The organism is Vibrio sp. 1CM23M (assembly GCF_023161755.1).
GTDB lineage: Bacteria > Pseudomonadota > Gammaproteobacteria > Enterobacterales > Vibrionaceae > Vibrio > Vibrio coralliirubri.
In genome coordinates this window covers 1-20,033 of record NZ_JALNTR010000006.1, presented here as the reverse complement: position 1 = coordinate 20,033, position 20,033 = coordinate 1, and the positions used below count along the sequence as shown (strand labels likewise).

Sequence of the window (20,033 nt, the reverse complement as noted above, 5' to 3'; positions counted from 1 at the left end):
TGTTTATCGCTCTGGTTAATAAATTTCGGGGGGAATTCTAGCTATCTTATTTAAAATAAAAAACACCGTTCAAAATAGAGCAATGGTTTTTAATTTGTATTAAATGTTTCGAAGTGGAATTAATAAAGATGAATGACCTAATTGCTTGTAAATACTAGGTTTGTGTTCGTTGGTTAATGGGCGATATCAGAGAAATTAATTGGAAATGGTTCAATATTTAATATCTGATCTTTATGATTCATTCGCGTTTTCTGTATCTGAAGTACACTTTTTATCCATATCGCTTCATAAGTCCAGTTTTCTGTTTGTGTGCGAACATTAAAAAAGGGTTACTCATGATGAGTAACCCTTTTTCTTGAAACTTTTTAAAAAGTTATCGCTGATCTATTAACGTATTAAGCGCTAAAGATTTGAGATAGCTCTGTCGCACATAGGTGGTATTGACGAGGGCAGTTACGCCATGTTGTTAGCATGCGACGGTACTTCTCTAGCATTGGCATTTGGCTATTGAAGTGGTGATCGGCTTTGTCGAATTGAGGGTAAAGACCTTCAGAATCAACAAGGAAACGCACGTAGTGTACGATCTGCGCTTCAGAAGCGATATCAAAACCTAAGAACTGCAGGCGACGTTGGTCTACTTCAGCACGTTCTTGTTCTGCAAGCATTTTGTTCGACTCTTGCATTGCATGGTACATCTCCATGATGTCGATAATTTCGCGACATTCTGCTTCAGTCAAACAACCAAACTCTTTGTTAAGCTCACGCATTTGGAGTTCGTAACCACGTTCTACAATCGTTTGTAGACGTTGGTATTTAGCTGAGTTCTCAGGATCCATTTGAGACATTAGGTAGTATTGATTTGATAGAATTAGACGCTGAGCATTGGTCATTTCCATGGGAGGAGCCTCACTAAAAAACTAAATGTTATATTCTTTTGTTGCAGTAAGAGTAACAGCATTCCTACGAGTGGAAACATGATCTCAACACGGATTTAATATGATTTTTTGAATTGATAAACAAAAGTTGTAAAGAAAAGTGAAAGGATTGTTTTGCTCGAAAAGAAAACGCCCCAATCGAAATTGAGGCGTTTGAAAACAATATCAACGTAAGTCTAGATTAGTATTTTACGTTTGAATGGTATTGGCTAAGAACAGCAACAATCTCATCCATTTTCTCTTTGCTTGGCGGGTTTGTACCTTCAAGAGGGTAGTCAAAACCAAGTGCTTCCCACTTATGTGCACCAAGCTTATGGTATGGAAGAAGTTCTACTTTCTCGATGTTGTCCATGTCTTTGATGAATTCACCTAGCAGGTGAGCATCTTCAGGCGTATCTGTGTAGCCAGGGACAATCACATAACGAATCCAAGTTTTCTTACCAATTTTGTGTAAGTAGCGCGCAAAATCCAGAGTGCGTCTGTTTGATACACCAATGAAATCGTGGTGAATCTCATCTCGCATGTGCTTAAGATCGAGCATCACTAGATCAGAGGCTTCTAGGACTTCATCAACCACTTCTGTGTGCTTACGAATGTAGCCATTAGTATCAAGACAAGTGTGGATGCCTTCAGCTTGAGCGGCTCGGAAAAAATCACGAACAAACTCAGGTTGTAGCATCGCTTCACCACCAGAACAGGTGATACCACCGCCCGATGCTTTCATGAAATGACGGTATGATTTTGCTTCGTTGATGATCTCTTCGACCGTTACTTCCTTTCCGTCATGAAGATCCCATGTATCACGGTTATGACAGTACATACAACGCATTAAGCAGCCTTGAAGAAACACAATAAAGCGGATACCAGGGCCATCGACAGTACCACAAGATTCGAATGAGTGAATGCGACCAGTTGTAGACATGAGCTATTCTCGTAGAGGAATTTATACCGTTTATTTTATTACAAAAACGGTACATAAAATAGGGTCAAATGGTAACGAGACCTTTAAAAATAAAGGCAACCACCTGTGAAGATGATTGCCTTTATTAAACTTGAAAAGTAAAGGACGAAAGCCCTTACTGGTGGCTAGAAGAAAGCAAACATTGTGATACCGCCAGTGGTGTACACTGACTCTTTTGCTTCTTCGTAATCCGGTGTTTTTGCTGTTAATGCGAAAGAGGCACCAACGTATTGGTTATACCAAGCGACACCAAGCACAGCAGTCGCTTGAATGTTATCTAAAGTCACATCGTAGATAGCAGGGTCTTCGTTGTTTTTATTAGCGTACTCATCAACACCTGAGCGATCGCCTTCGATAGTCAGGTCGTTGAATCGGTAGCGACCTTCAAGGCCTGCATAGGTAAACCAACCAGCGTTTGATGCGCCGATCATGCCAGGTTTGAATGGGTTTTCTGTGGTGATGTTAGCTGCACCAAAGTTACCGCCCAAGTCCGTACCCCAACGGAACATAAAACCAGTCGAGATATCACTTCTAAAGTTACCGACGTTGATTTCTGAAACGTTAGAGATTTCGTAGTCAGTATTCGCAAGAGCTTGATTACGCATTAAGTTGAAATGACTTAGGTAACCAACGCTACCTGCGTATTCATCATCGACTTGGTATTCCCAACCCATCGGCTCATCTGATTTTGTGATCGAGTGAACCAGCTTTTGAGCGTCTTCTGAAAGCGCGCGCTCACCCGTGGTACCAAACGTGATATTAAAACGCTGGGCTTGCTGTGGGTTTAAGCTGATGTAGTTGAATTCAGTATGTAGGTAACCTGCGTATGGGCGATCATTAGGCGATGGTGTTTCTAACTCAATGTCAGAAGGCGTATACATCTTGTGGCCAATGGTGATTTCCCACTTGTCTAGAGAGCTTGCGCCCCAGTAGGAAAGGCTCAATGGTTTTGCCCAGTTGTATGGCGTAATACTTGATGATGTGTAACCCAGAAATAAGCCGTTGGTATAGTCTTGGTCGACACCAAAAATACCATCATTATCTAAAGCAAAAGTCAGCGTTGAACGCTCAGAGGCTAAAGATGAGAAAGAGAGAAGAATCAGGGGTAAACAACGCAGGTATTTCATGGAGCAGTTACTCTTAAATTATGAACCGCGATATTACCGTAATTTGACAGAATTTGTGGAAAAAAAGTGAATGGCAGGGTGCTTTTTTGCTCAACCTAACATTTCGCGGGATAGGTGAGTGCAGTGTGATTTACTTCAGGTATAAAAAAGCCCCGCACATTGGCGAGGCTAATATTATTTACTGTCTATTGAGCGTGAGCTTATAGAGACTCAGTAAATGTACGTGCGATTACGTCAGCTTGTTGCTCTGCAGTTAGAGAGTTAAAGCGAACAGCGTAACCAGATACACGGATTGTTAGCTGAGGGTATTTCTCAGGGTGCTTAACTGCGTCTTCAAGAGTTTCGCGGTTAAGAACGTTAACGTTAAGGTGTTGACCACCTTCAATGCCAGCTTCGTGGTGGAAGTAACCATCCATTAGGCCTGCAAGGTTAGCACGTTGGCTGTCTTGTTCTTTACCTAGTGCGTTTGGCACGATAGAGAACGTGTAAGAGATACCATCTTGTGCGTCAGCAAACGGTAGTTTACCTACAGACGTTAGTGAAGCTACAGCGCCTTTCTCATCACGACCGTGCATTGGGTTTGCACCAGGAGCGAAAGGAGCGCCAGCACGACGACCGTCTGGAGTGTTACCTGTTTTCTTACCGTAAACCACGTTAGACGTGATAGTAAGAACTGACTGTGTAGGGATAGAGTTACGGTAAGTCTTAAGCTTACGGATCTTGTTCATGAACGTAGAAACTAGTTCACAAGCAATATCATCTACACGAGAGTCGTTGTTACCGTATTTAGGGTAATCGCCTTCGATTTCGAAGTCAGTTGCGATGCCATCTTCGTCGCGGATTGGTTTAACAGTCGCGAACTTGATTGCAGATAGTGAGTCAGCTGCAACAGATAGACCAGCAATACCACAAGCCATAGTACGACGAACGTCACGGTCATGAAGAGCCATTAGAGACGCTTCGTAGCTGTACTTGTCGTGCATGTAGTGAATGCTGTTTAGTGCAGTCACGTATTGCTTAGCTAGCCAGTCCATGAAGTGATCTAGACGGTCCATTACTTTATCGTAATCAAGAACAGCGTCAGTCATTGGCGCTTCTTTAGGACCAACTTGCATCTTAAGTTTTTCGTCCACACCGCCGTTAATTGCGTAAAGCATTGTTTTCGCAAGGTTAGCACGAGCACCGAAGAACTGCATTTGCTTACCAACGATCATTGGAGATACACAACAAGCGATAGCGTAATCATCAGACTCAAGGTCAGGACGCATTAGGTCATCATTTTCGTACTGGATAGAAGAAGTATCGATAGATACCTTCGCACAGAAACGTTTGAAGCCGTCAGGTAGTTGCTCAGACCAAAGAACAGTGATGTTTGGCTCTGGAGAAGGACCCATAGTGTATAGCGAGTTTAGGAAACGGAAGTTCGAACGCGTTACTAGCGTACGACCGTCGATACCCATACCACCCATAGACTCTGTTGCCCAGATTGGGTCGCCAGAGAATAGCTCATCGTACTCAGGAGTACGTAGGAAACGAACCATACGCAGCTTCATTACGAAGTGGTCGATCATTTCTTGTGCTTGGTCTTCTGTGATTTTGCCAGCAGCGATATCACGCTCGATGTAGATGTCTAGGAAAGTCGAAGTACGACCTAGAGACATTGCAGCACCGTTTTGAGATTTAACTGCAGCTAGGTAGCCGAAGTAAGTCCACTGAATAGCTTCTTGAGCAGTTTGAGCTGGCTCAGAGATATCGAAACCGTATTTCTCAGCCATTTGCTTGATTTGACCTAGAGCACGATGTTGCTCAGAGATCTCTTCACGCAATTGCATTGTTGCAGCAAGATCTTCGCCGTTCTCGAAACGCTCTTGTAGAGAAGCGAATTGAGCAGCTTTGTCTTTCATTAGGAAATCAATACCGTAAAGTGCAACACGACGGTAGTCACCAATGATACGACCACGGCCGTAAGCATCAGGAAGACCAGTCAGAACACCAGACTTACGACATTTTAGGATATCAGGAGTGTAGATATCGAAAACGCCAGCATTGTGTGTTTTGCGGTATTCTGAGTAGATTTTTGAAACCATTGGGTCAAGAGTTTCACCGTATGCTTTACAAGAACCTTCAACCATACGTACACCACCGTTAGGGATGATTGCACGTTTTAGTGGCTTCTCAGTTTGTAGACCAACGATAGTCTCAAGATCTTTCTCAATGTAACCTGCATCGTGAGCAGTAATGGTAGAGATAACAGAAGTATCGAAATCTACAGGTGCTTTAGTTGCGTTTTCCTGTTTGATACCTTCCATTACCGAAGACCAAAGCTTGTTAGTTGCTTCAGTACCCTCAGAAACTAGGAAAGACTCGTCGCCTTCATACGGCGTGTAGTTCTTTTGAATGAAATCACGAACGTTTACTTCGCTTTGCCACTCACCTGCAGCAAAATCTTCCCAAGCTTTAGCAAATTGCTCTGCCATGACATACCTACCTTTTTAGTAGAAAAAATACGTACATTAACACTGTTGAGCCAGCGCCCCTCGTAAGGGTAGTACACTCTTATTAATAACAATATATATGAGCATATAAGCGTCATATGGTTATATATATTGTCACTACTTTTTATATGTTGTCTTTACTCTATGAATTCAAGACTACGCTAAAAAATTCCTGCAAACCTTAAACTAAATCAATAAATGCCAAAAAAAGTTGAAAAAATTTGAGTGACAGGGGTTGCCACCCAAACTTTTTTTTAATCCTAATACTACTTTTGTGTAGTGAGGACCATTATAGCCAAGCTTTTAGGCCATATTGACTTTCTAGCATACCAACTGCAAGCATTGCTACTAGACAGATAACTAAAACGCCAACTGGGATAACAATCTTATCTACAAATGATAGACGCTTCGCACGCTCTTTATCACCAATTAGACCGTTATTATCTAGAAGCATAGTCAGTGCCCATGCTAATACTGGGTTAACAACCGCTGAACCGAAGATACAGATACCAGCCGCTTGAGAATCTTTTGAATCCTTAACCATTTGCATACCCGCTTCAAGTAGAGGCAGAGATACACCTACAAGTAGCGCAACACGCATCACTGGTGGCCATACTGCTACGTCCATTGGGAAACCAAGAATCGCAACAATAATACATAGTGAGCCAAGCAAGATTGCGCCGCCAGGAATTGGACGTTTCGCGATTGCTGCTGGGATCATGTACGTACCCCAAGAAGATGTGATGTTACCACCACCAACCGCTGTACCCACCATTTGACGAACAGAACACATAGTCATTGTGTCATCTACATCCATTAGTACTTTTTCAGAACGTTTAGGGTAGTTTAGTTCTTGGAAGATACGGTGACCTAGGAAGTCAGGTGACCACATTGCTACAGCAAGGATTGCAAATGGCAGAGATGCAATGAAGTGTTCAACGTTTGGCAGGCCAAGCATCCAACCTTCAGAAGTAGAGCCCCACCAGTAAACTGGGTTTAGGTTTGGAATACCCATTTCAGTTTCGAATACGATGTCGAAGCCAGCACCTAATACTAATGCAATAGCAAGGCCAGTGAATGCACATACTGGGATAGCTAACCAACGCTTGTTCACTTTTGCTAGGAAAGCGTAGATAGCAATAGTAATAGCAAGAACGATTAAACCAACGTAACCCATGCTGCCCGCTTCAACAGTAGAAGACTGAAGACCAACCGCCCATGTTTGAATTGAGTTGATTTGGCTCATGGTACCCGTTAGGCCTAAGAAGATAAGCAAGCCACCTGCGGTACCTTCCGAAGTAAGGTTAACCAGCTTGGAGCCGCCTTTTAGGAAACTTAGGATTAGACCGAAGACACCGATAAGGATTGCCAATGCAAGAGGGTGAGCACCAGCTAGAGCGATGGTACCAATAAGAGGAATCATTGGGCCGTGGTTACCGGCAAGGTTTGCTTTAGGGTTAAAGAAACCAGAAGCAAGGATACAGAACAGCAGTGCAGGGATAAGCATTTCTACACGAGCGACTTCAATCGCAAACTCTTTACCTAGGTTTACGTGATCCCAAGCTTGAGTTAGGCCATCAGCCCAAGACATCATTACTGCAGAGTACATCGCGATGATACCAATGGTACCAGCAAGTGCAGGGACAAGGTCTTCAAGTTCAAAGCGGAAGTCACGACCTGGAAGGTTTAGGCCGAAGCGGCGAGGCTTCATGATTTGAAGCTCGTGATCTAGATAATCTGAGCGGCTCTCAAATTCAGAAGCAGGGCGGTGTAGCTCTTTATAGCTTTTCTCTTCTACTTCAGAGTTCGCATTGTTCACAACGTCTGACATAGATTCCTCATATTTTATGTTAGTAATTCTAAAATTGAATTCTATAAGTTCGCGTAATTGCGTAATTGCGTTATTTCTTAGTTATAACTCATTAACATTATGTTGCACGGTTTTGATGTGCTTTATGCAGCTAAGTTAAAAGAAATGTTTGGCATTTTTAATGCCTTATTCTTTGCTGAGGAGTCTAACAAGCTTACCCTTTAGGGTGATTGATCTTGATCACTTTATGAGTGTATGTGAAAGAAAGCTACAAAACGCAGCGATTCATTAACTTCCCATTGATGAATCGTGTAATTAGTTTTCACAAACTGTCGTTTTCTTATCTTCTCCGAGCCTTTACCGCTATGGCATTGGCTGAATGCTTTATGTTTACTGAGTTATCTCACTATTACTCGCTTGTCCCACGCTCCGAGTAAAATACTTACAATGTAATAACCTTAAAATAATTGTGCCTTATAGTGAGGTTGTTGTGCTGAATGCGTGCGCTATATTTTGTCGACAGTAATGTTTACAAGTTCACAAAACGTGTTTTTGTTGTGAGACATCCAACTACGAGAATCTAATTTTGATTAACTTTATTTAAACAATGTAAGGGGTGTAATTACAGCTTATTGATAGAATTCATTCATTAAATTGAGGTGAAAACGCTACCTTTTGCATAATAAGTCAGGGTTAATCGCTATTTATTCCAAATTATTAGGTTAATAATTTGTTGCATGTTATTCCGTGTGGTGCTAGTTTGTATCGCATGAAAAGGTCGGAGTACCTTGCATTTTCACAAACTTGGGAGAGAAAGCGCATGAAAGATGTACCAGCGCTGGACATAAAGGATCTACACAAAACGTTTGGTCAAAATGAAGTTTTAAAGGGAATTTCACTTTCTGCGCATAAAGGCGATGTAGTATCGATTATCGGATCTTCAGGGTCGGGTAAGAGTACTTTCCTTAGATGTATCAATCTTTTAGAGACACCTACCGCAGGCGAGATTTGGGTTAATGGCGAATTAATTCAAATGAAAAACAACCGCCAAGGTGTTTCTGTTCCTGCCAATGAAAAACAAGTACAGCGAATCCGTTCTCGTCTGGCAATGGTTTTTCAGGGTTTCAATCTGTGGTCTCACCTGACCGTTCTCGAAAATGTTATCGAAGCGCCTGTTCACGTCTTGGGCGTACCTAAAGCACAAGCGATTGAAAATGCAGAGTTACTACTGAAGAAAGTAGGTCTGTATGAGCGCAAAGATTACTACCCGGGTCATTTGTCTGGCGGCCAACAACAGCGTGCTGCTATTGCGCGAGCGCTAGCGGTTGATCCTGAAGTTATGCTGTTTGATGAACCTACATCGGCATTAGACCCTGAGTTAGTAGGCGAAGTGCTTGGTGTAATGCGCGATCTAGCAGAAGAGGGAAGAACCATGCTTGTGGTAACGCACGAAATGGCTTTTGCTCGTGACGTATCTAACCATGTGATGTTCTTGCATCAAGGTCTAGTGGAAGAACAGGGCGATCCAGCTAAACTGTTTACGGAACCTGAATCTGAGCGTTTACAACAATTTATCTCATCGATTTACTAATCAGAATTGAAATGCCGTTGCCAAGGCAAACAGCGACGGTGTGAACAATAAAACACAACAAGTAAGTTAATAAGTAACAACAAACACAATATTAAAACTAGCAAAACATAAAAACCTAAATCACAGGAGTAGGGATATGAAAAAGTGGTTATTAGTCGCGGCACTTGCTGCAACTGCTGCAACGGGCGTAGCTCAAGCAAAAGAATGGAAAACAGTACGTTTCGGTATTGAAGGTGCTTACCCTCCATTTAGCTGGACAGAAGCTGACGGCTCACTGAAAGGCTTCGATGTCGATATGGCTAACGCGCTTTGTACTGAAATGCAGGTGCAGTGTAAGATCGTTGCACAAGATTGGGATGGTATTATTCCTTCTCTACTTGCTCGTAAATATGATGCGATCATCGCGGCAATGTCTATCACGGAAGAGCGTAAGAAAAAGATCGACTTCACTGGTAAATACGCACTTATCCCAAACAATTTCATCGCTAAGAAAGGTGCAGACCTTAACTTTGATGATCTAAGTGGTAAAAAGATCGCCGTTCAACGTGCAACAACGCACGATAAGTACCTAACAGACAACTACGGTGACACTGTAGAAATCGTTCGTTACGGTTCATTCGATGAAGCTTACCTTGATCTAGCTAACGGTCGTGTTGCTGCTGTACTGGGCGATGCATCTGCTCTAGAAGAAGGCGTACTAAACAAAGCTGGTGGTGAAGACTACGAGTTTGTTGGTCCATCACTAACAGATCCTAAGTGGTTCGGTGAAGGTTTTGGTATTGCTCTACGTAAGCAAGACAAAGATCTGACTAAGCAATTAGATGCTGCAATCCTTTCACTACGTGAAAAAGGCATCTACCAAGAGATCGCTGCTAAATACTTCAACTACGACGTATACGGTGAGTAATCTCTAGCATCACTTATTAAGGGAGAGGTTCTCCTCTCCCTGTCTTACCAACTTTTTCGCAGTTCTGTTGGAATTCATTATGTTTGATTTACAAGGATATGAAGCGTCGATCCTGAAAGGGGCGGTGCTCACAATCGAAGTTGCCTTGCTGTCGCTAATTTTAGCTATGGTTCTTGGTATGCTAGGTGCCTTAGCAAAACTAGCGCCTTATCGCTGGGCTCGTGCTATCGCAACCCTCTACACAACCGTTATTCGAGGCATTCCTGACCTCGTCTTGATGATGCTGATTTTCTTTGGTGGACAAATCCTTTTAAACAACAGTTTGTATTCCATCAATGAGTGGCTCAATGAGTGGTTCACATCAAGTGATCCTAACCACGAATGGACCGCTTACTTACCTGATTATATTGATGTCAGTCCATTTGTTGCTGGTGTCTTAACCATTGGATTCATCTTTGGCGCTTACATGGCTGAAACCTTCCGTGGTGCGATCATGGCGGTTGATAGCGGTGAAATGGAAGCAGCAAAGGCCTATGGCATGGGACCTGTTCTAGCGTTCCGTCGTATTCTATTACCGCAAATGATTCGTCACGCACTGCCGGGCTTTGGTAACAACTGGTTGGTTTTACTTAAAACTACCGCGTTGGTTTCCATTATTGGCCTAGAAGATATGGTACGTGTTAGCGCACTGGCGGCAGGTTCAACCAAAATGCCATTTACCTTCTATATGACAGTGGCGATTATCTTCTTATTCTTCACCAGTGTTTCGACGGGCTTACTTAAGCTGGTTGAACGTAAATTCAGTATCCACGCGAGGTAGTTATGGACTTTTCATTGATAATTGAAAGCCTACCGATTTACCTTGGTGGTTTATGGACAACGGCTTGGATGGTTTGTGTCGCTTTGATTATTGGCTTATTCGTAGCCATACCATTAGCTATCGCTCGTAATAGCCCAAATATGCTGATTAACGCTCCGGCTTGGTCATTCATCTATTTCTTCCGTGGTACGCCGTTATTGGTGCAGTTGTATCTGATTTACTACGGTATGGACCAGTTCTTCCCAGTAAAAGACACACTATGGGAAAACGCTTGGTTCTGTGCTCTGGTAGCATTCATTCTTAACACATCAGCATATACAGCAGAGATCATTCGCGGTGCTATTAATGGCTTACCTAAAGGTGAAGTTGAAGCAGCAAAAGCGTACGGCATGAGTACACCAAAGACTTACCGCCGCATCATTTTGCCAAGTGCTCTACGTCGTGCATTACCGGCTTACAGTAACGAAGTTATTTTCATGCTTCACGGCTCTGCGGTAGCTGGTATCGTAACCATTATGGATCTAACCGGTGCAGCTCGTTTGGTTAACTCTCGTTACTACGCCCCATTCGAGTCTTTCCTAACGGCAGGTCTGTTCTACATGGCGTTAACGTTCATCATCATCGCGATTTTCAAATTCGCAGAGAAGCGTTTCCTTGCTTACCTAAGACCCCTTAGCTAATCGTAATCTGGACAAATCTTCGTTAACAAAAACGGCGCTCATTGAGCGCCGTTTTTTATTTTCAGACTTTGTTGTTTACTTAAACGTCGACCAAATTGGAGCGTGGTCTGACGGTTTTTCAATGCCGCGTAGCTCGTAATCGATGCCAGCTTCAGTACATTTATCAGCAAGCTTTTGAGTCGCTAGGACTACATCAATACGCAGGCCGCGGTTGTCTACGAAGCCTTTTGAGCGGTAATCAAACCACGAGTATTGGTCATTCACTTCAGGGTGAAGCAAACGGAAGCTGTCTACAAAGCCCCAGTCCATCAATGTTTTCAACCATTCGCGCTCTTCTGGTTGGAAAGAACATTTACCGGTTTTTAACCAACGTTTCGCATTAGGTTCACCAATGCCGATGTCTGCGTCGATAGGGCTGATATTAATGTCGCCCATTACGATCACTTGCTCATCTTTGTTGTGATAGTCGTTTAGGTAAGTCATTAAGTCTTTGTAGAATTGGCGTTTGTACGGGTATTTTGTTTCATGCTTGATGTTATCCCCTTGAGGGAAGTAGCCATTTAGCACGGTAACCTTTTCACCATTTTCATCTTCAAACGTCGCCATGATCATGCGTTTTTGATGATCTTCATTATCTGTTGGGAAACCCTTCTGCACAGAGATAGGCTCTTGCTTACACAACATTGCCACACCGTAGTGTGCTTTTTGACCGTGGAAGTAAACCTTGTAGCCCATTGCTTCAACATCAGCAATTGGGAAGGCTTCATCGTGCACTTTTATCTCTTGCAGACCAATCACGTCGGGTTGGTGTTTGTCGATAATAGCTTGCAGTTGGTGAAGGCGGGCTCTAAGACCGTTGATGTTGAAGCTAATTACTTTCATTTGTTTTTATACCTCTCGTAAACCTTTGTCACTGCTTGTCTTTAAAGGTTTTTGATTTGGTGGATTTCATGGTTCATCGTATTTAACCATGCTTAATAATTTCTGTCGCCACTTTGTAGAGACAAAATGGCGACATTAAATGATGTGGATACTTACGGTTACGTAGAATCTATTGAGTCTTTAGTAGATCCAAAAAGAACGCGTATTCAAGTGCGTCTTCTTTCAATCGTTTAAATCGACCAGAAGCGCCACCGTGACCGGCTTCCATATCGGTTTTGAATAGCAAAACGTTGTTGTCTGTTTTCATCTCACGCAACTTCGCGACCCATTTCATTGGCTCAAAGTACTGTACTTGTGAGTCATGTAGGCCTGTCGTTACCAACATGTTCGGGTAGCTTTGTACCTTAATATTGTCGTACGGTGAGTACCCCAGCATGTAATCGTAGTAGGCTTTATCGTTTGGGTTGCCCCATTCGTCATATTCATTGGTGGTTAGAGGAATCGATTTATCGAGCATGGTTGTCACAATGTCTACAAACGGAACATGTGCACCAATACCACGGTACAGTTCTGGTGCTTGGTTGATGATTGCTCCCATCAATAGACCGCCAGCAGAGCCACCAACGGCGAACACTTTATCCTTAGCGCCATAGCCTTCTTCAACAAGCTCTTTGGTTACATCAATAAAGTCGTTGAACGTGTTTTGTTTGGTCAGTTTTTTGCCATCTTCATACCAAGGGCGACCAAGCATTTCTGAACCGCGGACATGTGCAATTGCATAAACAAAACCTCTATCTAGTAGGCTTAGGCGAGTTGAGCTGAAGGTAGGTTCAATCGTAGAGCCGTAAGACCCATAGCCGTATTGGTAGATTGGGTTAGTGCCGTCTTTCTTGAATAAATCTTTGCGATAAACCAAAGAAACAGGGACTTGCTTACCATCGCGAGCCGCAACCATGATTCGCTCTGATTGGTAGTTATCCGCTTCGAAATTACCTAATACGGGTGTTTGCTTCATGAGCTCGGATTCACCTGTACTTAGGTCGAAATCATAGTAAGTACCTGGCGTGGTTAAGCTGCTGTAATAGATACGAACTTTTGAGTTATCTAATTCATAGTTACTCGTTAGGTAAGCGGCAAATGCGGTGTCGTTAAATTCAAGTGGGAACTCGTTGCCTGTTGAGAGTTGGCGAACTTTCACTGTAGACAAGCCATCCGCGCGTTGTTCGTAAACAAGATGGTCATCAAACAACTCGAAATCTACAAGCTGAGTATTATCGTCTGCTGGGATGACATCGACCCATTTTGAGCGATCATGCATCTCTTCGGCTGTGACTTTCATTAAACGGAAGTTGACCGCTTGGTAGTTGGTGTAGATGTAATACCAATCACCTAGCTTAGCGATGCTGTACTCTATGCCGGTCTCTTTTGGATAGAAAGCCTCAGCTGTAGCCTTTGGGTTGTTGGCATCGATGACTGAGACACCGCTGGTTTCTGTGCTCGAGTGCCAAATGTAGACCTGTTCACCATCCTTGCTTTTACTCAGAGAGGTGTAGTAAGCGCTATCGGTTTCTTCGTAGATTAACTCATCGCTTGCCTGAGCTGTGCCTAAAACGTGGCGGTAAACTTGATAACCCAGCAATGTTTGTGGATCTTTTTTGATGTAGTAGAAGGCTTGGTTGTCGTTTTGCCAAGCGATAGCACTTGAAGCGCCTTCAATTTCATCTTTTAGGTATTCACCTGTCGTGAGGTCTTTGATCTTGATGGTGTAAATTCGTCGGCTCAGCGTATCTTCACCATAGGCCAACAAGTTTTCGTCTGGGCTGATCGTTAAGCCACCAATACTGAAGAATTCATGTTCTTTTGCTAGCTCGTTAACATCTAAGATGACTTGCTTGTCTGTGCCTAAAAAGTTTTTTTCACGCAGGTGAACTGGGTATTCGTTGTCACCTGTGACCTTATTCGAGTAGTAGTAACTGCCTTTGCGAACCGGTACCGAATTGTCGTCTTTGGCGATTCGGCCTTTGATCTCTTCAAATAATTGTTTTTGTGCTGCTTCTGTATGTTTCAACACTGTATCTGCGTACTGATTCTCTTGCTCAAGTTGTTGCAAAATCTCTGGATCTTGGCGTGCATCGTCGCGCATCCAGTAGTAATCATCGATTCGGGTGTCACCATGAATCGTCATTGCGTGAGGGACTTTCTTAGCAACGGGTGCTTGGGTTTGCTGAGCGACGAGTTGTGATTGAGAGTAGTGGTTCATGGTTGAGATTCCTTGATTGCTGCATCCGGCGACAAGCGCTATTGATACGACTAATGTGGTTAAAGCGATACGCATCTATATATCCTTAGTGTGCACCTTACTCTTTTTGATGCCAGCATCCTTTGTTGGTTGGTTTTTTTCCAGTGATATTATTTATAATTGGATTCTGGATATGCACCTTCATCGTAAGTGTCTGTTATTGTTTTCAAAAAATCAAAGCAATGTTAAATGAAATTACTGATACGTGAGAGTGGAAGGAATAAATGTGCAACAAAAAAGGGACACACTTTTCAGTATGTCCCTTTTCATTATTGAGCAGGATTCGAGTTTTACGTTAAATAGCCAATGGCATTTCGTTTGAGTGGTCAGGTTTACGATTAACCCAACGTAAACCAAGCATAGCGATGAATGACATTGCAATCATCAAGCAACCGAGTGGCAGTTGGTCTTGAGCTGGGAAGAACGATGCCAATAGTGTTGCGATGCCAGCACCTAGATTTTGCATACCACCTAAAATCGCACCTCCAGTACCAGCGTGGTACGGGAATGGCGAAAGTGCCCCTGTTGTCGCAGCTGGAAATAAGATGCCAGCGCCCAAGAAGTAAATTGTGGCACCGCCAATCAGAGTCAGTGCTGTTGTTTGACCAAACAAACCGGGTATCAATACCACTGTTGAGCCTACCAATATCGCAACCAGACCAACATTCAGTGCACGGCGCTCAGAGCGACGTTGTGCGATGTAACTAGATAAGCCTGCACCGACTAAGTAACCTGGAATAGGCAAGACAAACAGCAAGCTTACTGTGGTTGCCGGTAAGCCAAGTACGCCACCAAGCAACACACCTGCCGCTGCTTCAAATACGGCTACACCAGCAAAGGTTGCGACTAATACTAATAAGAAACCTTGGAAACGTTTATCAGACAGAACGAACTTGTAGCTGTTGGCAACCGATTCATGCTTGCGTCGTTCTTTCGGCAGTGTTTCCATCATGCTCGTCATCATAGTGATCACAACAGCAATACCAAACAGCGCAAGGAATAAGTAGCTAGAACGCCAGCCGAAAACTTCTGTTAGGTAACCACCCAGTACAGGAGCCATCAATGGTGAGAAAATCACACACATGCTAATCAAGCTGTTTGCACGGTGCAGCTCTGCGCCTTCAAAACAGTCGCGAGTCAATGTACGAGACATCGCACCACCACAACCGATGCCCAAACCTTGGATAAAGCTGCCCGCTAAGAACCATTCATATTCGTGAGCGAACAATGCTACCAAAGTACCGATGATGTAGATGATCAAACCAATCACTATGATCGGTTTACGACCTAGGCGATCTGAAAGTGGGCCGTAAACAAATTGCGACAGACCATAAGGGATCAAGTAACACGCCATCACTGCCTGCAGTGAAGATGCCGAAACTAAGAACTCACCTGCCATATGACCGATAGAAGGCACGTACATCGTTTGAGTCATTTGACCTACGGCAGTCAGAATAGCGATTAAAAAGGTAAGTTTCGCTAATGGAAACGAGGCGGACATTTGCGTATCTCTCCAAAAATTAAAGACGTAAAAAGCCTTAGCGCTCCATTCAGGAGAGCCAAATGAATAAAGTGATCAGGGAATCTAGGCGCGAGATATTAGAGCTTGATTGCGGGCTTAGCAATCAAAAAGTGTGAAGTTGAGCAAGATAAAAATCTATAACTTGGATTATAAAAACTAATCCGAAATCGCTACATTTTAAAGAGGGAGAGGGTGGAGTAGGCTTCCTTTAAATATCGATGTTTTGGCTATGTCCAAAGCGCTAAAACCTAAGCAACATAACCAATGATTGTATGAGTACATCATTTGAAATCACAGAAAAAAGGAAGAAAACACGCTCTATTAACATTTGTGTAAACTTTCGTTTTATATGTAAGCAATTTGTGCTGTAATTATCCGCTAAGCTATTCGTCTAACTCATTTACATTGTGTACAGCAATTCGTTGTCGATGTGATAGTTATGGTTATGGAAGTCTTTTGGCTTAAATAAGGATATTAAATGCGCTCTCTATCGGTACAGTGGAAAATAACCCTCTTAGCAGGTTGTTGTTTAATCATTACGTCACTGTCTCTTATTGGTTTCTCGATCTACAACGCAACGAGCAATCAACAAGTCATCAAATCTCAAAGTTCAGAATCAGTTATCAATAAAACTCAGCAGCTGCTGGCGTCTGTATCTCAGCTTAATGCTCAAGAAACTCAACGTTATGTAGACGAAGCTATTTACCGCGCAGAGATGCTTGCGGCCAGTGCTCAGTTTCTAAAAAACAATGCAGACGAAAATTTTACGCCAAGCGAAGAGCTTCGTACCGCCTTGGATGAAATGGTTCGTCGCTCGGTTCTAAATTTCGACTCTATTCAAGGTGCGTATCTAGTTTTCAAGCCTGATTTACTCGATAGCGAAGATGCGAATTATGTCGATGCTGATTATGTTGGTTCTAACGAAAAAGGTCGTTTTGCTCCTTACTGGAAGGTGGCAGATAACGGTGAAAATGTTCTAGCGAACGTTCTTTCAGAATCTATCTTGAATGATGACAGCAATAGCGAACGTTTTTACTGTCCTTTGTCTTCAGGGCAAACATGTATTAGTACGCCTAGAGTGGTTAATAGCGGTGGTGTAGCACTACTTACGTCCTCTATTTCCGTACCCATCTTAGTCGACGATGTCGCGATTGGTTTTCTTGGTATAGATTTAAGACTCGATGGTTTAACCAATGTGATTACGCAATCTGACCAGAGCTTGTTTAACGGTGCGGGTAAAGCTTATGTGGTTAGTCTAGATGGTTCAGTTATCGCTTCTGATGATTCAAGTATTGCGGTCGGTTCAACCTTCCAAAGTGACAATACAAACAGTGATTTAATGACCGACTTTATCTTTGGTGGTGAAGTGACAACGCAATGGAGTGAGAACGGTGAGTGGTTACTTGCCTTTGCACCTGTTGTCGCGGCTAATCAAACTTGGGGTGTGTTGTTTGAGATCCCAAGAGAGAGCGTCGTCGCTGATGCCAACAAATTGGATTCCATCATTAGCACCAAGTTAAGTGAAGGCATCAAGACGGAAGTGATTGCAGGTACTGTGTTTATTTTGTTTGGTTTAGCCATCATCGCATTTGCTTCCCTTTCAATTGTGAAGCCTATTCGACAAGTGGTTGAGCGACTTAATGATATTGCTTCTGGTGAAGGGGATTTGACGCAGCGTTTAGAGGTTAAGTCTCAAGACGAAATTGGTCAGTTATCTAAAGGATTCAACTTATTCTTAGACAAGCTACAACACACGATCAAAGAAGTGATTCACACCACTGAACAAGTGGCGAGTACGACAAGCCAGGCTAAAGCATCGGCATCAAGTACCCGAGAAAGTAGCGAATCTCAATTTAAAGAAGTCGATCTTGTGGCGACAGCGGCCGAAGAGATGACTCAAACAGCGGGCTTAGTGGTACAAAATGCAGAAGTGGCGGTTGATGCTGCTTGTGAAGCGAATCGTTCTGCTCAACAAGGGCAACAAGTTATCGAGCTTTCAGCCGGTGAAATGAGAAAGCTGGTGGAACGTATGTCGAGCGCTGTTCCAATTGTCGAAGAGTTGGCAAAAAATAACGGTAACATCACCGAGATCTTAAGTGTTATTGAAGGGATCTCTGAGCAAACTAACTTACTGGCATTGAATGCGGCGATTGAAGCGGCTCGTGCTGGCGAACAAGGTCGTGGCTTTGCTGTTGTTGCGGATGAGGTAAGAAACCTCGCGAGCCGAACACAGTCATCGGTTGGTGAGATTAGAGCGGTGATCGACAAGGTTCATGCTGGAACTCAAGATGTCGTTGAAGCGATACAAGAAGGCAATATCCTAGCTAACGATACAGCACTACACGTTCAGAAAGCAGTTGAAGATCTGGGGTCGATCTTTACTTCTATTGAGGCGATCAGTGACATGAACAGTCAGATCGTTCGAGCAGCCGAAGAGCAACAGTCAGTTTCCGGTGAAGTAAACCAAAGCGTGGTTAATATTCGCGATTTGAGTGCGAAGATCTTGGAGCAAGCCGCGGCTTCTGAGCAAGTGGGTAATGAAATTGACCAACTGTCTCAACAACAACAGAAGTTGGTCAATCAGTTCAAGGTATAAGCATTAAGCCTTAACCAGTTCTTGAATAGAAAAAGGGACAAATGAAGATTTCATTTGTCCCTTTTTTAATTGTTTCTTTAGAAGCTAGTCAATAACCAGCGGTTGACGCTGCTTACTCTTCGATAAACCAGTAGCCTTTGTTGACCAATTCAGTCACGACAGTTACGCCCGAAGGAGATAGGGCAGTAGCCGAGGTAATCATGGTCTCATCGCAAAGTATGTTGAGTAACGAAGAATCCGCTTCATCAACCTTAACCACTTCGCCATTGATGTAAGCCGTGGTGCTTTCATTTTCGTGGTAGAGCGCTTTTAAGCCTGATACTCGCTGAATCTCACCTTCAGACTCTAAGTGTTGAGCGATCTCTTCTTGAGTCCATAGTGGCTCTGGAGCGACGATATCAAGCTGGTGGCGTGATTGGCTTAGCAGACAACCCATGAATTCACTGATGGTTTCAGGTTGCTCTAGTGCAGATTTCAACATGTCAGTGAGATTGCTTAAATCCGATGAACGAATTTTGCCGTAGCCTTCTTGCGTTTTAAATTCTGGATCGTGCAGGTGTACGTCACCCATATCATGGGCGAGTACAAAATCGGCAAAGTTGCTGATCAGCTCTTGTTCTTTAGGAGAGCGGTAGCCAATAGAGTAGCTCATTGACGGCTCTAACGTATTCCCTTCGTGTGGGAAACCTGGTGGGATATAAAGGATATCGCCCGGCTCTAAAGTTTCATCAATGATCGGGTCAAAACCTTCAATTTGACGAAGTGCAGACGCTTGAACTGTCTCTTTGTATTGGCCAACATCTTTAGCGCCAACCTTCCATTGACGTTTGCCCTGACCTTGAATGATGAAGACATCGTATTGATCAATATGTGGGCCTACGCCGCCTTCAGGTGCTGAGTAGCAGATCATGAGATCGTCGAATAACCAGTTTGGTAACGCTTGGAACGCCTCAGTCAGCTGATTTGCGCCTTGGTGCCAGTGGTTCGCTGCTTGAACGATCAACTGCCAATGAGTTTCGGTTAATTCGCCAAATTTTTCTTCAGAGAATGGGCCGTGTTCTGCAGTCCACTGATTGTCGAGGTTAGAGACAAAGCGAGAATCCACTTCTTCTTCCATCGATAAACCAGCAAGTTCTTCCGGCGAAATTGGGTCGACGAAGTTTTGGAAGCCACCCTTTAAGATGGTTGGTTTTTTATGCCAGTAGTTTTCAAGAAACTCGGGCATAGAAAAGCTAAGTTGGTACATGTGAATCCTGTATGTTTTTATGCTAGATGCTAGATGCTAGATGCTAGATGCTAGATGCTAGATGCTAGATGCTAGATGCTAGATGTGATATGGCCCCTAAAAAGTAGACACAGGGGTTTAGTTGATTAGTTCAAAGTCCATGGGACTCACTCCACCTAGAGT

14 protein-coding genes are annotated in these 20,033 nt (G+C 43.3%); 5 read left to right on the top strand and 9 right to left on the bottom strand.

The genetic code is table 11. The features are described from left to right. Positions 1 to 395 precede the first annotated feature (395 nt). The 5 genes from MSG35_RS17215 to MSG35_RS17195 all read right to left on the bottom strand — a co-directional run bounded on the left by MSG35_RS17215 (position 396) and on the right by MSG35_RS17195 (position 7,349). Positions 396 to 896 (bottom strand): YfbU family protein, encoded by a 501-nt coding sequence (locus tag MSG35_RS17215; protein ID WP_017066932.1) that lies wholly within the window; start codon positions 894 to 896, stop codon positions 396 to 398. Between the two features lie 220 nt (positions 897 to 1,116). Beyond that, on the bottom strand, positions 1,117 to 1,857 hold the full coding sequence (gene pflA / locus MSG35_RS17210) for a pyruvate formate lyase 1-activating protein (protein ID WP_010437353.1): 741 nt from the start codon (positions 1,855 to 1,857) through the stop codon (positions 1,117 to 1,119). A gap of 164 nt (positions 1,858 to 2,021) precedes the next feature. Continuing rightward, positions 2,022 to 3,023: a lipid A-modifier LpxR family protein gene (locus MSG35_RS17205; RefSeq protein WP_248384614.1), complete on the bottom strand. Its 1,002-nt coding sequence runs from the start codon at positions 3,021 to 3,023 to the stop codon at positions 2,022 to 2,024. Between the two features lie 200 nt (positions 3,024 to 3,223). Beyond that, positions 3,224 to 5,500, bottom strand: a complete 2,277-nt coding sequence (gene pflB, locus MSG35_RS17200; protein WP_048607440.1) for a formate C-acetyltransferase — start codon at positions 5,498 to 5,500, stop codon at positions 3,224 to 3,226. 307 nt (positions 5,501 to 5,807) lie between these two features. Next, entirely contained in the window at positions 5,808 to 7,349 is a 1,542-nt protein-coding gene (locus MSG35_RS17195; protein WP_248384613.1) for a DUF3360 family protein, read from the bottom strand. Between the two features lie 799 nt (positions 7,350 to 8,148). Here MSG35_RS17195 and MSG35_RS17190 point away from each other — a divergent pair. The 4 genes from MSG35_RS17190 (at position 8,149) to MSG35_RS17175 (ending at position 11,326) form a co-directional block, all read left to right on the top strand. Then, a complete protein-coding gene (locus tag MSG35_RS17190; RefSeq protein WP_004736532.1) occupies positions 8,149 to 8,919 on the top strand; it encodes an ABC transporter ATP-binding protein in 771 nt (256 codons plus the stop codon). A gap of 136 nt (positions 8,920 to 9,055) precedes the next feature. Beyond that, on the top strand, positions 9,056 to 9,826 hold the full coding sequence (locus MSG35_RS17185; RefSeq protein ID WP_017066930.1) for an ABC transporter substrate-binding protein: 771 nt from the start codon (positions 9,056 to 9,058) through the stop codon (positions 9,824 to 9,826). Between the two features lie 79 nt (positions 9,827 to 9,905). Continuing rightward, positions 9,906 to 10,646, top strand: a complete 741-nt coding sequence (locus MSG35_RS17180) for an ABC transporter permease (protein WP_017066929.1) — start codon at positions 9,906 to 9,908, stop codon at positions 10,644 to 10,646. Between the two features lie 2 nt (positions 10,647 to 10,648). After that, positions 10,649 to 11,326, top strand: coding sequence for an ABC transporter permease (locus tag MSG35_RS17175; protein ID WP_017062123.1), 678 nt, complete (start codon positions 10,649 to 10,651; stop codon positions 11,324 to 11,326). A 75-nt stretch (positions 11,327 to 11,401) separates the two neighbouring features. Here MSG35_RS17175 and xthA read toward each other — a convergent pair whose 3' ends face one another. The 3 genes from xthA to emrD all read right to left on the bottom strand — a co-directional run bounded on the left by xthA (position 11,402) and on the right by emrD (position 16,008). Further along, entirely contained in the window at positions 11,402 to 12,208 is an 807-nt protein-coding gene (xthA, locus tag MSG35_RS17170; RefSeq protein ID WP_010437369.1) for an exodeoxyribonuclease III, read from the bottom strand. Between the two features lie 169 nt (positions 12,209 to 12,377). Continuing rightward, positions 12,378 to 14,468, bottom strand: a complete 2,091-nt coding sequence (locus MSG35_RS17165) for a S9 family peptidase (RefSeq protein WP_248384687.1) — start codon at positions 14,466 to 14,468, stop codon at positions 12,378 to 12,380. 334 nt (positions 14,469 to 14,802) lie between these two features. Continuing rightward, positions 14,803 to 16,008 (bottom strand): multidrug efflux MFS transporter EmrD, encoded by a 1,206-nt coding sequence (gene emrD / locus MSG35_RS17160; protein WP_017065927.1) that lies wholly within the window; start codon positions 16,006 to 16,008, stop codon positions 14,803 to 14,805. 499 nt (positions 16,009 to 16,507) lie between these two features. On the opposite strand from emrD, the gene MSG35_RS17155 reads away from it, so the two are divergent. After that, positions 16,508 to 18,625, top strand: coding sequence for a methyl-accepting chemotaxis protein (locus tag MSG35_RS17155; RefSeq protein WP_248384612.1), 2,118 nt, complete (start codon positions 16,508 to 16,510; stop codon positions 18,623 to 18,625). Between the two features lie 112 nt (positions 18,626 to 18,737). On the opposite strand, the gene MSG35_RS17150 is transcribed toward MSG35_RS17155, so the two are convergent. Continuing rightward, positions 18,738 to 19,871 carry a cupin domain-containing protein gene (locus tag MSG35_RS17150; RefSeq protein ID WP_248384611.1) on the bottom strand — a complete coding sequence of 378 codons (1,134 nt, stop codon included), beginning with the start codon at positions 19,869 to 19,871 and terminating at the stop codon, positions 18,738 to 18,740. Positions 19,872 to 20,033 lie beyond the last annotated feature (162 nt).

Excerpts from the sequence above, each read along its gene's own strand:
- MSG35_RS17195 (WP_248384613.1), bottom strand. The coding sequence starts at position 7,349 with ATGTCAGACGTTGTGAACAATGCGAACTCTGAAGTAGAAGAGAAAAGC.
- MSG35_RS17175 (WP_017062123.1), top strand. The coding sequence starts at position 10,649 with ATGGACTTTTCATTGATAATTGAAAGCCTACCGATTTACCTTGGTGGT.
- MSG35_RS17185 (WP_017066930.1), top strand. The coding sequence starts at position 9,056 with ATGAAAAAGTGGTTATTAGTCGCGGCACTTGCTGCAACTGCTGCAACG.
- MSG35_RS17215 (WP_017066932.1), bottom strand. The coding sequence starts at position 896 with ATGGAAATGACCAATGCTCAGCGTCTAATTCTATCAAATCAATACTAC.
- emrD (WP_017065927.1), bottom strand. The coding sequence starts at position 16,008 with ATGTCCGCCTCGTTTCCATTAGCGAAACTTACCTTTTTAATCGCTATT.
- MSG35_RS17165 (WP_248384687.1), bottom strand. The coding sequence starts at position 14,468 with ATGAACCACTACTCTCAATCACAACTCGTCGCTCAGCAAACCCAAGCA.
- pflA (WP_010437353.1), bottom strand. The coding sequence starts at position 1,857 with ATGTCTACAACTGGTCGCATTCACTCATTCGAATCTTGTGGTACTGTC.
- MSG35_RS17180 (WP_017066929.1), top strand. The coding sequence starts at position 9,906 with ATGTTTGATTTACAAGGATATGAAGCGTCGATCCTGAAAGGGGCGGTG.
- MSG35_RS17155 (WP_248384612.1), top strand. The coding sequence starts at position 16,508 with ATGCGCTCTCTATCGGTACAGTGGAAAATAACCCTCTTAGCAGGTTGT.
- MSG35_RS17205 (WP_248384614.1), bottom strand. The coding sequence starts at position 3,023 with ATGAAATACCTGCGTTGTTTACCCCTGATTCTTCTCTCTTTCTCATCT.
- pflB (WP_048607440.1), bottom strand. The coding sequence starts at position 5,500 with ATGGCAGAGCAATTTGCTAAAGCTTGGGAAGATTTTGCTGCAGGTGAG.
- MSG35_RS17190 (WP_004736532.1), top strand. The coding sequence starts at position 8,149 with ATGAAAGATGTACCAGCGCTGGACATAAAGGATCTACACAAAACGTTT.
- MSG35_RS17150 (WP_248384611.1), bottom strand. The coding sequence starts at position 19,871 with ATGTACCAACTTAGCTTTTCTATGCCCGAGTTTCTTGAAAACTACTGG.
- xthA (WP_010437369.1), bottom strand. The coding sequence starts at position 12,208 with ATGAAAGTAATTAGCTTCAACATCAACGGTCTTAGAGCCCGCCTTCAC.